Source organism: Pseudoblastomonas aquimaris (assembly GCF_035481675.1).
In the GTDB taxonomy this organism is placed as follows: Bacteria; Pseudomonadota; Alphaproteobacteria; order Sphingomonadales; family Sphingomonadaceae; genus Alteriqipengyuania_B.
This window is the reverse complement of the sequence record NZ_JAYJJW010000002.1, coordinates 345,802-359,345: the sequence shown is the minus strand read 5'-3', so window position 1 is coordinate 359,345 and position 13,544 is coordinate 345,802. Positions and strand designations below refer to the sequence as shown.

Sequence of the window (13,544 nt, the reverse complement as noted above, 5' to 3'; positions counted from 1 at the left end):
GCCATGCAGACCGCCGATTTCCGAGCCGATTACCGCAAGCGCCTGATCATCCTGGCCGCCAGCTCCGCGCTGTCGGCCACGCTGCTGGGCGCGTGCACCACCAATCCCGCGCCGCGGGCCGAAGTTTCGGCCGGAGAGGCGCAGGTTGCGCTGGAACGGGGCCGGACGACCGATGCGGTCAAGCACGCAGAGGCTGCCGTCCTCGCCGAACCGCGCAGCGCGCATTACCGCGCGATGCTGGGCGCCGCCTATCTCGATGCGGGCCGGTTCGCTTCGGCAGCGACCTCTTTCGATGATGCCATGCGGCTGGGCGATGACAGCGCCCGCACCGCGCTCAGCCTGTCGCTCGCCCTTTCGGGTGCCGGCAAGCAGCCCGAAGCGCTCGGCCTGCTGCGCGCCCGCGCCGACGATATACCCGCCGCCGACCTCGGCCTCGCCTATGCCCTCGCCGGCGAGCCGCGCCGCGGCGTCCACGTGCTGACCACCGCGATCCGCGGCGGAGACACCAGCGTCAAGGCACGCCAGAACCTCGCTTATGCCTATGCTCTGGCCGGCCAGTGGCGCGAAGCGCGCATCATGGCCGCGCAGGACATTCCGCAGGACCAGGTCGGCAAGCGCATGGCCGAATGGGCTGCAACCATCCATCCCGAAGCCGCGACCGCACGGATCGCCGGGCTGCTCGGCGTGCCTGCAAACGCCGCCGACGGCGGTCAGCCGGTGTCGCTGGCACTTTCCAACGCGCCCGATGCCGTCGGCCTCGCCAGCGGCGCCGCAGCCTATGCAACGCCGGTCGCCGCAGCGGACTATCCGCAAGCGACCGACCTCAACGGCGAACTGATGCCGGTGGGTGCCGGCAACGGCTACGCGCCCGCCCCAGTTGCAGCGGCCAGTCCGGCTGCATTCAATTCGGGCGTGGCTCTTGCACCGCTCTCCGTGCCCGCAGCCAACGCGCCCAACGCCCCGGCCCCCGTCGCAAGCCCGGTTCCCGCCATAACGGCAGAGGTTGCCGAGAGCCTGGGCGTGAAAATGCCTGCTCCGGTCGTCACCGACAGCGCGCGCTTCACCGGCAATCCGGTGGTCCAGCCGAGCTCGCGCGCAGCGGCCCCTGCATCGCGCAGCGCCGATCCCGCACCGGCGGTCGCCAGCGCCCCGGTCACCGGCGGCAGCCACCTCGTCCAGCTCGGCTCGTTCAGCTCCGAAGCCGGTGCGAAGCGCGCCTGGGGCATTTACCAGAGCCGCTATCCCGAACTCGCGGATCGCGAAATGGTCATCACGGAAGCCGTCGTGCGTGGCAAGCGCTACTGGCGCGTATCCGCCGGCGGTTACGCCCGCAGCGAAGCGGCCTCCATGTGCGGCCGCGTGAAATCCGAAGGCCGTGGCTGCTATGCATGGTCCGAAGGTCGCCCGATGCCGGGCGCGGTCGATACCGGCGTCCGCATGGCGCGCCGCTAGGTCTCCCAACCCTCTCCAGACAGGGAAACTTCCAGCCCCTCCCCCTCACCGGGGAGGGGTTTTTCTTTGCCTAGTCGCCCACCGGCACGCCGGCTTTCCACAAAGCTGTGGCGCGGCCCTGCACCGGCTGGCGGTCGAACGGCGTGTTGCCCGCGCTGGCGGCCATTTCGCGGCTGTCGACGATCCACGGCTTGTCCGGCTCCACCAGGGCGATGTCGGCCTCCATCCCTTCGGCCAGCACGCCGGAGGGCAGGCCGAGGATGCGGGCGGGATTGGTCGCCAGCATGGCGAAGGCGCGTTCGAGCGGGATCACGCCGTCGCGCACCAGCGACAGCGCCATCGGCAGCAGCGTTTCGGCCCCCGCCATGCCATCCGCAGCATCGGCGAAAGGGAGGCGCTTGTCTTCCGCCCCGCGCGGATCGTGGCCGCTCGCGATCACGTCGATCGTGCCGTCCCCGATGGCTTCGATCACCGCCAACCGGTCCTCCTCGCCCCGCAGCGGGGGCGAGAGGCGGGCAAAGGTGCGGAATTCGCCGAGGGCGAGGTCGGACAGCATGAAATGGGCCGGCGTCACGCCGCAGGTGACCGCGACACCGCGCGATTTTGCCGCGCGCACGAGGTCGAGCGCCGCCCGGGTCGTGACCTGCCTGATGTGCAGCCGGGCGCCGCTCATCTCGGCCAGCGCAAGATCGCGGGCAACCGCCAGCGCTTCCGCCCCGGAAGGCGCGCTGCGCAGGCCGAGCCGTGTCGCCATCTCGCCCGCCGTCGCAACCGCGTCCCCGGTCAGCCCGCCGTCTTCGGCGTGCGTGACCACGACCATGTCGAGCATCGCTGCATATTGCAGCAGGCGCAGCATGATGCCGCTATCCGCGATCCAGCGGCGGCCCGTGGCGATGCCGCGCGCGCCGGCCTCGCGCATCAGGGCCACTTCGGCGAGCTGCGCGCCTTCCAGCCCGACCGTCGCTGCCGCCAGCGGATGGACCCACAGGTCGGGTTTGCCGCTCGCCGCGACGAAGCGGACCCGGGCGGGGTAATCGAGCGGCGGATCGCCATCGGGCATCAGCACCGCGCGAACGATCCCGCCGAAATGGCAGGCGGGCTTGTCGATTTCGAAAACGCCGAAATCGACGAGCGCGGGTGCGACCAGCGCGCCGCCCGCGTCGATGACCTCGTCGCCGTCCTGCGGTGCGACATCGCCGAGGCCGGCGACCAGTCCATCCGCCACCCTCAGCGCGCCGCCGGTGGCACCATCCGGTCCGACCAGCCGGCCGCCCGTGATCGTGAAGGGCCTGTCCTGCCTCACCGCGAGCGCCTCATGTCCATTGGCCGTCCCAGCCGGGCAGGCCGCGGCGGCGGCGCGTGAGCACGTCGAGGCAGGCCATGCGGATGGCGACGCCCATTTCCACCTGGTCGGTGATGATCGAAATGTCGGGATCGTCGGCCACGTCGCTGTCGATCTCCACCCCGCGATTCATCGGGCCGGGGTGCATGATGATCGCTTCCGGGACCAGCCGCTCCACCCGCTCCCGCGTCAGGCCGTAAAGGTGGCGGTATTCCTTGGGCGAAGGGATGAATTGCCCGCTCATCCGCTCGGTCTGCAGGCGCAGCATCATCACCGCGTCCGATCCCTTAAGCGCGGTCTCGAAGTCGTGATGCACCTCGGCCCCCATCGCCTCCACCGCAGCGGGCATCAGCGCCGGCGGCGCGCACACCCGCACGGTGGCGCCCATCGCGGTGAGGCAAAGGATGTTCGACCGCGCTACGCGGCTGTGAAGCACGTCGCCGCAGATCGTCACGACGAGGCCGGTGAAATCCTCCGCTCCCTCGCCCCGCTCTTCCAGCGCTTGGCGCAGCGCCAGCGCATCGAGCAGGGCCTGGGTCGGATGTTCGTGGCTGCCATCGCCGGCGTTCAGCACGGGACAGTCGACCTTGTCCGCGATCAGCGCCACCGCGCCGCTGCTGCCGTGGCGGATCACGATGGCATCGGCGCGCATGGCGTTGAGCGTGATCGCGGTGTCGATCAGCGTCTCGCCCTTCTTCACGCTCGACTGCGCCGCATGCATGTTGACCACGTCCGCGCCCAGCCGCTTGCCCGCGATCTCGAAGCTCAGCAGGGTGCGGGTGGAATTTTCGAAGAAGGCATTGATGATCGTCAGCCCGGACAATTCATCGGTGTGCTTGTGCGTCTGGCGGCCAAGTTCGACATACTGGTCGGCCTCGGCCAGCAGGTAGAGGATCTGGTGCCGTTCCAGCCGGCCGATGCCGAGAAGGTCGCGATGCGGGAACGCCTGCCCGCCCGCCGGAAAGCGGTTCGATCGGGGTGCGGGGGCGCCATCGGTCATCGAAGACAGGCCCTTAGGGCCGCCTGCCTGCCACCTCAAGCTGAATCGCTGGCATCCGCCTGCCGGAACCCCTAAAGCCCCCGCAACACAGGCGCAGAGCCGGAAAAACGGGACGCACGATGGATTTCGCACGCAAGGTCTGGAAGCTGATAGTCGCGGTGAAGGACGGGCTGGTGCTCGTCTTCATGCTGATCTTCTTCTTCACTCTGTTCGCCATCCTGACCGCGCGGCCGGACGAAGGCGGCGTGCGCGACGGGGCGCTGGTGCTGGCGCTCGACGGGGTGGTGGTGGAAGAACGCTCCGTCGTCGACCCGTTCGATGCCCTGCTGTCCGGCGCTGCGCCGACCGGCGAATACCCGGTGCGCGATATCGTCCACGCGCTCGACACGGCGGCCAAGGACGAACGGATCGAGGCCGTGGTGCTCGACCTTTCAACGTTCCTCGGCGGGGGCCAGGTGCACCTGTCGGAAATCGGTGCCGCGCTGGAGCGTGTGAAGGGCGCGGGCAAGCCGGTCCTGTCCTACGCGATGGCCTATGGCGACGACGGCATGCTGCTGGCCGCCCATGCGACCGAAGCTTGGGTCGACCCGCTGGGCGGCGCGCTTGTCGCCGGGCCTGGCGGGGAGCGCCTGTACTACGCCGGGCTGATCGATCGCCTCAATATCAACGCCAAGGTCTACCGCGTCGGCACCTACAAGTCGGCGGTGGAGCCCTACCTCCTGTCCGAAATGTCGCCCGAAGCGCGCGAGAACGCGAACGCGCTTTACGGCGCGCTGTGGGAAGAATGGCAGGCTAACGTCAAGAAGGCGCGGCCCGATGCCGATCTGGACCGGATCACGAGCGACCCTGCCGCATGGGTCGAAAGCGCCCGCGGCGACCTGTCGCGTGCCGCAGTGGACGCCGGACTGATCGATGCGATCGGTTCGAAGACCAAATTCGGCGAGCGGGTGGCGGAGCTGGTCGGCGAAGACCTGTGGAGCGATGCGCCGGGTGCTTACCCGTCCACCGATCTCGACATCTGGCTCGATGCCAACCCGGTCGAGGAAGCGGGCAATGCGGTGGGCGTCATCACCATCGCGGGCGAGATCGTGGACGGCGAAGCGGGGCCCGGCACGGCAGGCGGCACGCGGATTGCCGACCTTCTCGACGAGGCGCTGGCTTCAGGCGACCTGAAGGCGCTCGTCGTGCGCGTGGACAGCCCCGGCGGATCGGTCACGGCCTCGGAAGAAATCCGACAGGCCATCGTCCGCTATCGCGCCGCTGGCATCCCGGTTGCCGTATCGATGGCCAATGTCGCGGCGAGCGGCGGCTATTGGGTCTCAACCCCGGCCGAGCGTATTTTTGCCGAGCCGGAGACAATCACGGGCTCCATCGGCATCTTCGGTGTGATCCCCACTTTCGAAGATACGCTGGCGGACATCGGGGTGACGACCGACGGGGTGAAGACCACTCCCCTGTCCGGCCAGCCCGATCCGCTGTCCGGCTTCACGCCAGAGGTCGACACGATCCTGCAGGCGGTGATCGAGAACAACTACGCCCGCTTCCTGACCATCGTCGCGCGCTCGCGCAGCATGGATGCCGCCCGCGTCGACAGCATCGCGCAAGGTCGGGTCTGGGACGGCGGCAGCGCGCGGCAGCTCGGCCTGGTCGACCAGTTCGGCGGGCTCGACGCGGCACTGCAATGGGCGGCGAGCGAAGCGGGCCTCGAAGACGGTGACTGGCATGCCCGCTACCTCGCCAGCGAGCCGGACGGGTTCGACGCCTTCCTGGCCGGCATGTTCGGCGGCGATGCGAAGGCATCTCATCCTCCGCGCGATGTCTTCGCAATGATCGCCGCAAGGCACCACGCCCGGCTTGGGCAGGTGGAAAGCGATGTCGAGCGGCTGGTTTCGGTGCGCGGCGCGCAGGCCATGTGCCTCGAATGCCCGGTCACGCCGACTGCCCGCTCGACTAAAGGGCCCTCCGCCGGCTGGCTCGCCCGGATCGCCGCCGGCGTGCTGGGGAGCTAGCGCGCAAAAGCTTGCATGGCGCGCCGAATCACCCTATCGGCGCGCCCCTGCCTTGGCGGGATCCCCCGCACCGGCGGGCGCGTAGCTCAGTGGTAGAGCACACCCTTCACACGGGTGGGGTCGCAAGTTCAATCCTTGCCGCGCCCACCATTCCCCTCACATGCCGCCCACATACGAAAACGCCCCGGCGCTGGCCGAGGCGTTCCCTGTTCGATTTTCGCTGGATCAGGCGACGGCCTTGAACTCCGTGCCGGCCCGGCCGGTGGTACCGGCTGCCGGTGCGCGAGCGGGCGTTTGCTTGCCCTTCGCCGCCAGCTTTTTCGCGAGGTAACCGCCGGCGGTGACGGCGGCGAGCGCGGGCAGGCTCATCCGGCTGATGAGCGCGGTGGCGGCCACGCCCAGTGCTGCGCCCGTGGAGCCACCCAGAGCGCTGGTTTCCTTTGCTGCTTTCGAGCCGAGATATGCGGCGACGATCTTGCCAATCATTGTGAATTCTCCTTTGCCCGAACAACGGCTTGCGGCCCTTTCGGTTCCGTTTTGCATCGCTCCCGCACCGCCTGCTCGCTTGAGCGCCGCCCCGTTTCGCGCCATAGGCCGCGGCGACATGCACGACATTGCTCAGATCCGCTCCGACCCCGCCGCTTTCGATGCCGGCCTCGCCCGACGCGGGGTCGATCCCGTCGCCGAGGAAATTCTGGCGCTGGATGCGCGGCGCCGCTCGATCCTGACCGAGCAGCAGGAAGCGCAGAGCCGCCGCAACGAAGCATCGAAAGCGATCGGCCAGGCGATGGGCCAGGGCGATAGCGCCAAGGCCGAGGCGCTAAAGGCCGAAGTGGGCACCCTCAAGGCGAAGATGCCGCAGCTAGACGAAGCCGCGCGCACCGCCGGGGAAGAGCTCGACCAGGCGCTCGCCGGCCTGCCCAACATCCCGGCAAGCGACGTGCCCGATGGCGCGGACGAGGACGACAATGTCGAAGTGGCCTGCTGGGGCGAGCCGCGCGCGTTCGACTTCGAGGCGAAGGAACACGCCGACATCGGCCCCGCCCTCGGCATGGATTTCGAGACCGGCGCAGCGATTTCCGGTGCGCGCTTCACTTTCCTGCGCGGCGGCATGGCCCGGCTTCACCGCGCGTTGGCGCAATTCATGCTGGACCACCAGACCGGGGAGCGCGGCTACACCGAATGCGCACCGCCGCTGCTGGTCCGCGACGAGGCCGTGTTCGGCACCGGCCAGCTGCCCAAGTTCTCAGACGACCTGTTCCGCACCACCGACGACCGCTGGCTCATCCCCACGGCAGAAGTCAGCCTGACCAATGCCGTGCGCGAACAGATCGTCGGCGACCTTGCCGAGCCGATCCGCATGACCGCGCTGACCCCCTGTTTCCGCAGCGAAGCGGGCGCGGCCGGGCGCGACACGCGCGGCTTCATCCGCCAGCACCAGTTCGAAAAGGTCGAGCTGGTCAGCGTCTGCCGCCCCGACCAGTGGGAAGGCGAGCATGCGCACATGGTCGAAAGCGCCCAGGCAATCCTGCAAGCGCTCGGCCTGCCCTATCGCACGATGCTGCTGTGCACCGGGGACATGGGCGCGACGGCGAAGAAGACCTTCGACCTCGAGGTGTGGCTGCCCGGGCAGCAGGCCTACCGCGAAATCAGCTCGATCAGCTGGTGCGGCGATTACCAAGCGCGCCGCATGAATGCGCGCTTCCGCCCCGAAGGCGAGAAGAAGACCGAATTCGTCCACACGCTCAACGGTTCCGGCCTCGCCGTCGGGCGGACGCTGGTGGCGGTGCTGGAGAATTACCAGCAAGCGGACGGCAGCGTGACCGTGCCCGAGGCGCTGGCGCCCTACATGGGCGGCCCCCAGCGGCTCGACCCGGCATGAGGATCCTCCTCACCAACGACGACGGGATCAACGCGCCGGGCTTCGCGGTGCTGGAGAAGATCGCCGCGCAATTGTCCGATGATGTGTGGGTGTGCGCTCCGGCAGAGGAAAAGTCGGGCGCGGGCCACTCGCTCACGCTCAACGAGCCGGTGCGGCTGCGCCAGCATGGCGAGCGGCGCTATTCCGTTACCGGCACGCCCACCGACAGCGTCATGCTGGCGCTGCGCGCCATCCTGGAAGACAAAAAGCCCGACCTGATCCTGTCGGGCGTCAATCGCGGCGCGAACCTGGGCGACGACATTACCTATTCGGGCACGGTGTCGGCCGCCATGGAAGGCGCGCTGGCCGGCATCCGTTCCATCGCGCTCAGCCAGGTGCTCGACCGCGACAGCGACCATGCGGCCTTCGATGGAGCGGAGCAATGGGGCGAAAAGGTCCTTCGCCCGCTGCTCGGCACGCCCTTCCCCGACCGCACGCTGGTCAACGTGAATTTCCCGCCGCTCGCCGCCGACCGGATCAACGGCATCCGCATCGTGCGGCAGGGATTCCATGATTATTCACGCGGTTCCGTGGTCGAAGGACGTGACCCGCGCGGATTAAAGTATTACTGGTTCGGCCTGCACGCGATCGAACACACGCTCGATCACGGCACCGACCTGGAGGCGATGGCCGATGGATATGTCGCGGTGACCCCGCTGCAACTCGACCTGACGCACGAGGCGTCGCTCGCCGCCCTGGCGGAGCGTTACGAGTGATGCGCCGCGCCCTTGCCATGCTGTTTGCAGCGCCGCTGCTGCTGGCGATGGGCGACCCTGCGACCGAGACCGAACACGTCGTGAAGCCCGGCGAAACGCTCAGCCAGATTGCCGAGAACGCGGGCGTTTCTATGAGCGTGATCGCTGCCGCCAATGGCATCGCCGAACCCTATGGCGTGCGCGTCGGCCAGACGCTGGTGATCCCGCGCCAGCGCATCCACCGCGTAGGGTCAGGCGAAACCGGGCTAGGCATTGCCAACCGCTACGGCGTGTCATGGAGCGCGATCCGCACCGCCAACGGTATTGGCGCCGACGGCACCATAAGGGTCGGCCAGCGGCTGATCATTCCCGCCGTCATCCCGCGCGCGCAGGCCCAGCGCGCCGCCGCGCCCTCACGCCCGCATTTCCGCCGACCGCACGATGGAACCGTCCTCCTCGATTGGCGCCGGCGGCCCGATGGCGGCGGCCACGAAGGCTGGGACTTCGCAGTCAGGGAAGGCGACATGATCCGCGCGGCGGCCAGCGGCACGGTGATCTTCGCCGGGGAAGAACCGCGCCGGTTCGGCAATCTCGTGGTCATCGAACATCCCGGGGGCTTCCACACAGTCTACGGCCATCTCGGCTCGATCACCGTCAAGAAGGGTGAGCCTATCCGCGCGGGCGAGCGGCTCGGCCTCGGCGGGCAGAGCGGCACGGCCGAGCGTCCCGAACTCCATTTCGAAATCCGCAAGGATCGCCGGCCGGTCGATCCCGCAACCTTCCTCGGCGACAGCGACGACTGATGCGCCTGTCCCAGTCCAATGCCCAGTTGCAGCGCGAACCGCTGCGCCGCGCGGTCAAGCTGCCGGTTTGGGCCGATGTCGGCATCCGGCTGGGCATCGCGGCGACGCTGATCTTTCTCGTCATCATGATTCACTGGTGGGATCGCGAGGGGCTAGTCGACAATCTCGACGGCGAAGTCAGCTTCCTCGACGTGATCTATTTCACGATGATATCGATCACGACCACCGGTTTCGGCGATATCGCCCCGGTCAGCGACCGCGCGCGGCTGGTCGAGGGGCTGATCGTGACGCCGGTGCGCGTGCTGGTGCTGTTCATCTTCGTGGGCACCGCCTATAATTTCGTCATCAAGCGCACATGGGAGAAATGGCGCATGAACCGTATCCAGGAAAGCTTGGAGAACCACGTGGTCGTCCTCGGCTTCGGCGTCAGCGGTTCGGAAGCCGTGGCCGAACTGATCGAGCGCGGCACCGATCCCAGCTCGATCGTCGTGCTCGACGGCAGTTCCGAACGTCTCGCCTTGGCCGAGGCGATGGGCTGCAACGTCATGACCGCCGATGCCAGCCGCGACGAGAACCTGATCGCGGTCAAGATCGACAAGGCGCGCACCGTGCTGGTGTCCGCCGGGCGCGACGATGCCAGCATCCTGATCGTGCTGACCGTTCGCCACCTCGCCCCGAATACGCCGATCAGTGTGGTCGTGCGTGCCGCGGACAACGAGTTGCTGGCGCGGCAGGCGGGGGCGGACAATGTCATCAACCCGGTGCGCTTCACCGGCTTGCTCCTCGCCGGCAGCGCGCAGGGCGCGCATATTGCCGAATACCTTGCCGACCTCGCCAGCGTCACGGGCCGCGTCCAGCTGATCGAGCGAGCTGTACGCGAAACCGAAGTCGGCCGCCCGTTGTCCGAACTGGAAACCGGCGGCCGGGGCCTGCGCATCTATCGCGACGGGATCGCCTTCGGATACTGGGAGCCCGAGGCCGAGGCACTGGTGGCGGACGACATCATCGTGGAGATCGCGCCGTGTTCGAGCGGGGAGGATCTCGCCGAAATCCTCGAAGGCGAAAGCGCCTGAACGCCCGCTACCGCCAGGCGATCAGCACCGCGCCGACGATTGCCATACCGATGACGAAGTGCCCGGCATCGATCGCGAACAGCTTGGCGGAGCGGCGCTGGAACAGGTAGTTGATGCCGATCGCCGGCACCATGATCGTGGCGCCGAAGCCCACCGCCATCATCATCGTCGCCCGGTCCGAGGCGCCCGTGCGCGCCACCGTGTGGGCCAAGGTGGTCACCACCAGCATCTCGAACAGGAAGGCGAGGCCGAAGATGACCGCCATGTTGCCGCCGCGGATCGCATCTTCGCTCAAACCCGCCTCGCGCTGCCACGCCTTGCTGAACAGCGGGCCGTACCACAGCGCCCCGAAGATGAAGAACGCCAGCGTCGCCAGCACGATCGGCAGCAAGCCCATTTCACCCATCACCCAATCTCCTTGCCCCAGCGCCCCACACTCCCGCTAGCGCATTCGGCCACTTGGGTGTAGGGGCGCGCGCCATGGCCACCACACCCACTTCCATCAGGCAAGCCCCCCGCGTCGGCATGGTCAGCCTCGGCTGCCCCAAGGCGTTGGTCGATTCCGAGCGCATCCTCACCCGCCTGCGTGCCGACGGCTATGCCATGAGCGCCGACTATGCCGGGGCCGACGTGGTGCTCGTCAACACCTGCGGCTTCCTCGATTCCGCCAAGGAGGAAAGCCTTGCCGCCATCGGCGAGGCGATCGCGGAGAACGGCCGCGTCATCGTGACCGGCTGCATGGGCGAGGAGGCCGACGCCATCCGCGCCGCCCACCCGCAGGTCCTCGCCGTGACGGGCGCCCACCAGTACGAGGCTGTGGTGGAGGCGGTCCACACCCACGCGCCGCCATCGCAGGGCCCCTTCGTCGACCTGATCCCGCAGCCTGACATCAAGCTCACCCCGCGCCACTACTCCTACCTCAAGATCAGCGAGGGGTGTAACCACTCCTGCGCCTTCTGCATCATCCCCGACCTGCGCGGGAAGCTGGCCAGCCGCCGCATCGACGCGGTCCTGCGCGAGGCGGAGAAGCTGGTCGCCGCCGGCACGCGCGAGCTCCTCGTCATCAGCCAGGACACCTCCGCCTACGGTGTCGATACGCGGCACGACCCCCGGACCTGGAAGGGCCGCGAGGTCCGCGCCCACATGACCGACCTCGCCCGCGAGCTGGGCCGGCTCGACACCGGAGACGGCACCCCGCCGTGGGTGCGCCTCCACTACGTCTACCCCTACCCGCACGTCGACCAGGTCATCCCGCTGATGGCCGAGGGGCTGCTGACGCCCTATCTCGACATCCCGTTCCAGCACGCGGCGCCCTCCGTCCTGAAACGCATGAAGCGCCCCGCGAACGAGGCGAAGGTGCTGGCGCGGCTGGCCGACTGGCGCGCGATCTGCCCCGACATCGCCGTGCGGTCCAGCTTCGTGGTCGGCTTCCCGGGCGAAACGGAGGACGACTTCGCCTACCTGCTCGACTGGCTGGAGGAAGCGCAGCTCGACCGCGTCGGCGCCTTCCGCTTCGAACCGGTCGAAGGCGCACAGGCCAACGCCCTGCCCGACCAGGTGCCCGAGGCGGTGAAGGAGGAACGCTATGCCCGGCTGATGGCGGTGACGGAGCGGATCAGCGCCGCCAAGCTCGCCGCCAAGGTGGGCCGCACGCTGCCCGTCATCATCGACGAGGTGGGCGAGGCGGACGAGGATGTCGACATCGGCGCCACCGGCCGCAGCCAGGCCGACGCTCCCGAGATCGACGGCGCCGTCTACCTGCGCAGCGTGCCCGCCAGCCTGGCACCGGGCGACATCGTGCAAGTGGAGGTCGAAGACGCCGACGCGCACGACCTCTACGGGGCGATCGTGCATCCCGTTTGATGGCCCCGCCCTCAAGTAGCGAAGCGGTAGGTCCACAGGAAGGCACACATGGAACTCGGTCCAGGGGCAAATCGCCCGAAAGCGTGAACCTGCCCCGCAAATGCGTAACCTTGCGCGCACCACTGTCACCGAGTGCGCGCAAGGCGTGACCCTGCGCCGCAAGACCGTGACCCTGCCGCCGCGAAACCGTCACCTTGCGAAAGGCGAACCGTCACCCGCAGTTGCGCCGAAACGTCACGCTGCGTGCAAGGCCGGGTTGCCCGCAAGGAGGGCAAGGGGTGGACGAGGAAAAGAGCGGGCCTTGGACGATAACGAGCGGGCGGCATGTAGGAAAATGCCTAAGCATCCTTCGGCTTGGGAAGATGTCGCGCAAAGTGTGCGAGGCACGCGATTACGAAATCTAGAAACACGCTTCCTCTTTGGGGATCACCAAGGCCCCCCAACATTCCTTCGAAACCATAGCGGGGCCCGCCGCGTTCACTCTTCATGCCCGTGAACATCGACGTGTCCTTCGCTTTCGAACTGGACCAGCCCACCGACGTACTCCTGCAGTTCGAGGCGGCGCTGTTGCCGGAGCAGCGGCTGGTCGAGACCGACACCTGGATCACCAGGACCGAGCATTTCGCGCGGGTTTCCGCCGAGGACGATATCGGCGAGCGGATCTGGCTGCGGGCCGAGGGGCTGGTGGAGGTCGATTACAGGGTCTCCGTCGAGGTGGAGCGGCACCTGCCCGACCTCGCCACGCTGGGCCGGCTGGAGCCGCACGACCTGCCGGGCGAGGCGGTGCAGTACCTGATGGATTCGCGCTATTGCCCGGCGGACAAATTCCAGAACTTCGTCACCGAACGCTTCGGCGAGCATGAGGGGGGGGCCAAGATCATCGCCATGCGCGATTGGGTGGAGGCGGAGTTCTCCTATGTCCCCGGCTCCAGCAATGCCGATACCGGCGCGCTCGACACGTTCGTTTCGCGCCAGGGCGTGTGCCGCGATTACAGCCACGTGATCGTCTCGCTGGCCCGCGCGGCGGGCATCCCGGCACGCTATGTCAGCTGCTTCGCTCCCGGGGTGGAGCCGCCCGATTTCCACGCCGTGGCCGAGGTCTTCCTGGCCGATGGCGACGGCACCGGCGGTTCGCCTTCCGGCACATGGCAGATCGTCGATGCGACCGGCATGGCGACACCGTCGGACACGGTGAAGATCGGCGTCGGCCGCGATGCGGCGGACGTCAGCTTCCTCACCAGCTTCGGCGCATCGCGGATGGTGCGCCAGAGCGTGAAATGCTCTGCCTGAGGGATACGCAGCGGGGCTGAATACGTATCCGTTTCGGGCGGGCGTGCTTGCGTGTGCGCCGCCGCTCGGCTTGGATGAACGGGCCCGGAGGGTAAA

Annotated in this window: 12 protein-coding genes and 1 tRNA gene; 9 read left to right on the top strand and 4 right to left on the bottom strand. The window is 68.2% G+C overall.

Annotated features, from left to right (window positions below; all coding sequences use genetic code 11):
* The first annotated feature begins 3 nt into the window (after window positions 1-3).
* Entirely contained in the window at window positions 4-1,452 is a 1,449-nt protein-coding gene (locus tag VCJ71_RS11835; protein WP_324641334.1) for an SPOR domain-containing protein, read from the top strand.
* Window positions 1,453-1,522: 70 nt separating this feature from the next.
* Here VCJ71_RS11835 and VCJ71_RS11830 read toward each other — a convergent pair whose 3' ends face one another.
* Together VCJ71_RS11830 and VCJ71_RS11825 are read right to left on the bottom strand one after the other, a co-directional pair.
* Window positions 1,523-2,755 (bottom strand): dihydroorotase, encoded by a 1,233-nt coding sequence (locus tag VCJ71_RS11830; protein ID WP_324641333.1) that lies wholly within the window; start codon window positions 2,753-2,755, stop codon window positions 1,523-1,525.
* Window positions 2,756-2,765: 10 nt separating this feature from the next.
* Window positions 2,766-3,794 carry an aspartate carbamoyltransferase catalytic subunit gene (locus VCJ71_RS11825; RefSeq protein ID WP_290134454.1) on the bottom strand — a complete coding sequence of 343 codons (1,029 nt, stop codon included), beginning with the start codon at window positions 3,792-3,794 and terminating at the stop codon, window positions 2,766-2,768.
* Between the two features lie 119 nt (window positions 3,795-3,913).
* Between VCJ71_RS11825 and sppA the strand changes: the two genes are divergently transcribed.
* The gene (sppA, locus tag VCJ71_RS11820) at window positions 3,914-5,803 is read left to right on the top strand and encodes a signal peptide peptidase SppA (RefSeq protein WP_324641332.1); all 1,890 of its coding nucleotides are present in this window, start codon (window positions 3,914-3,916) and stop codon (window positions 5,801-5,803) included.
* A gap of 75 nt (window positions 5,804-5,878) precedes the next feature.
* Window positions 5,879-5,953 (top strand) — tRNA-Val (locus tag VCJ71_RS11815).
* Window positions 5,954-6,028: 75 nt separating this feature from the next.
* Here the strand turns inward: VCJ71_RS11815 and VCJ71_RS11810 are convergent.
* Window positions 6,029-6,289 carry a hypothetical protein gene (locus VCJ71_RS11810; RefSeq protein ID WP_324641331.1) on the bottom strand — a complete coding sequence of 87 codons (261 nt, stop codon included), beginning with the start codon at window positions 6,287-6,289 and terminating at the stop codon, window positions 6,029-6,031.
* A gap of 118 nt (window positions 6,290-6,407) precedes the next feature.
* Here VCJ71_RS11810 and serS point away from each other — a divergent pair, with 118 nt between their 5' ends.
* Genes serS through VCJ71_RS11790 form a run of 4 tightly spaced genes read left to right on the top strand, consistent with a single transcriptional unit; the run spans window position 6,408 to window position 10,295 of the window.
* A complete protein-coding gene (serS, locus tag VCJ71_RS11805) occupies window positions 6,408-7,685 on the top strand; it encodes a serine--tRNA ligase (protein ID WP_324641330.1) in 1,278 nt (425 codons plus the stop codon).
* Window positions 7,682-8,440 carry a 5'/3'-nucleotidase SurE gene (surE, locus tag VCJ71_RS11800; RefSeq protein ID WP_324641329.1) on the top strand — a complete coding sequence of 253 codons (759 nt, stop codon included), beginning with the start codon at window positions 7,682-7,684 and terminating at the stop codon, window positions 8,438-8,440. The genes serS and surE overlap by 4 nt, the downstream gene beginning before the upstream one ends.
* Window positions 8,440-9,222: a M23 family metallopeptidase gene (locus VCJ71_RS11795; protein ID WP_324641538.1), complete on the top strand. Its 783-nt coding sequence runs from the start codon at window positions 8,440-8,442 to the stop codon at window positions 9,220-9,222. The genes surE and VCJ71_RS11795 overlap by 1 nt, the downstream gene beginning before the upstream one ends.
* Window positions 9,222-10,295 (top strand): potassium channel family protein, encoded by a 1,074-nt coding sequence (locus VCJ71_RS11790; RefSeq protein WP_324641328.1) that lies wholly within the window; start codon window positions 9,222-9,224, stop codon window positions 10,293-10,295. Before VCJ71_RS11795 ends, VCJ71_RS11790 begins: the two co-directional genes overlap by 1 nt.
* Window positions 10,296-10,302: 7 nt before the next feature.
* Here the strand turns inward: VCJ71_RS11790 and VCJ71_RS11785 are convergent, their stop codons facing one another.
* Window positions 10,303-10,701, bottom strand: a complete 399-nt coding sequence (locus tag VCJ71_RS11785) for a DUF1761 domain-containing protein (RefSeq protein ID WP_324641327.1) — start codon at window positions 10,699-10,701, stop codon at window positions 10,303-10,305.
* A gap of 74 nt (window positions 10,702-10,775) precedes the next feature.
* Here VCJ71_RS11785 and rimO point away from each other — a divergent pair, with 74 nt between their 5' ends.
* Both rimO and VCJ71_RS11775 read left to right on the top strand, forming a co-directional pair.
* Window positions 10,776-12,158 carry a 30S ribosomal protein S12 methylthiotransferase RimO gene (gene rimO, locus VCJ71_RS11780; RefSeq protein ID WP_324641326.1) on the top strand — a complete coding sequence of 461 codons (1,383 nt, stop codon included), beginning with the start codon at window positions 10,776-10,778 and terminating at the stop codon, window positions 12,156-12,158.
* 486 nt (window positions 12,159-12,644) lie between these two features.
* A complete protein-coding gene (locus VCJ71_RS11775; protein ID WP_324641325.1) occupies window positions 12,645-13,448 on the top strand; it encodes a transglutaminase-like domain-containing protein in 804 nt (267 codons plus the stop codon).
* Window positions 13,449-13,544 lie beyond the last annotated feature (96 nt).